We start from the raw sequence: 905 nt of genomic DNA, 5'->3' as shown, positions 1-905 counted from the left end.
CCCAGATATGTATCTGGGACCGATTTTTTATGTCTGAATTTTCTTTAGAACTTCAAGCTACTGCTGAATTTCAACTCTCCGAGTCTATTGACTCATTTAGGAAGAATATTCCTGTTGAATGGATTTCAGAAGCTGTGCAACAAACTGGTCGAGCTGCGGTTAGAAAGCGTCGATTTCCTGCCGAACAAGCTATTTGGCTTGTTTTGGGAATTGGACTGATGAGAAACCGTTCTATCTGTGACGTTTGTGACAAGCTAGAACTCGCTTTTCCAGATTCAAAAGGCGAACTGCCACCACTAGCAACGAGCAGTATAGTTAAGGCAAGGCAACGAGTTGGTTATGAGCCTTTACGTTATCTTTTTTATACCACTGCAAGCCAGTGGGAAAAAGAAGGTGAGCCTAATGAAGTGTGTGGTTTGAAGGTTCTAAGTGTGGATGGTACTCAGTTCAAAACACCAGAAACACCGGATAATCAACAGCTTGGGTATGCGACTGGAAAAGCTACATTTCCATCTGTTCTTGCTGTGACCTTAATGTCGACTCGCACCCACCTTATATCAGATGCTGCATTCGGTCCTATTACAAATAGCGAAATTTCCTATGCTCAACAACTTGTTGGCTCAGCTCCCGATAACACCTTAACCCTTTTTGATCGGGGCTTTCTATCTGCCGAGTTATTTGAAGCATGGCGAGGAGCGGGAAAAAATACTCATTGGCTAACCCCGATCAAGAGTAAATTCAGATACGAGACCATTAAGGAGTATTCTCCGCATGACAAACTTGTCCGTATGCCAGTTTCGCCAGATGCTCAACGGAAGTCCCCGTATCTTGGGAAGTATTGGCAAGCACGGCTAGTCTTACTTCCTGAGCCTAAAGGAGAAATAAAAGGTTTTATTACATCATTA

At 43.3% G+C, this 905-nt stretch carries 1 protein-coding gene; it reads left to right on the top strand.

Features of this window, described 5'->3' with window-relative positions; genetic code table 11:
- Window positions 1-29 precede the first annotated feature (29 nt).
- A partial coding sequence (locus tag HC752_RS24270) for an IS4 family transposase (protein WP_190337740.1) occupies window positions 30-905 on the top strand: 876 nt, incomplete at its 3' end.

Source organism: Vibrio sp. S9_S30, from assembly GCF_014694455.1.
Lineage (GTDB): Bacteria > Pseudomonadota > Gammaproteobacteria > Enterobacterales > Vibrionaceae > Vibrio.
Note: the sequence above shows the minus strand (reverse complement) of the source record. Positions and strands in the feature narration are given on the sequence as shown.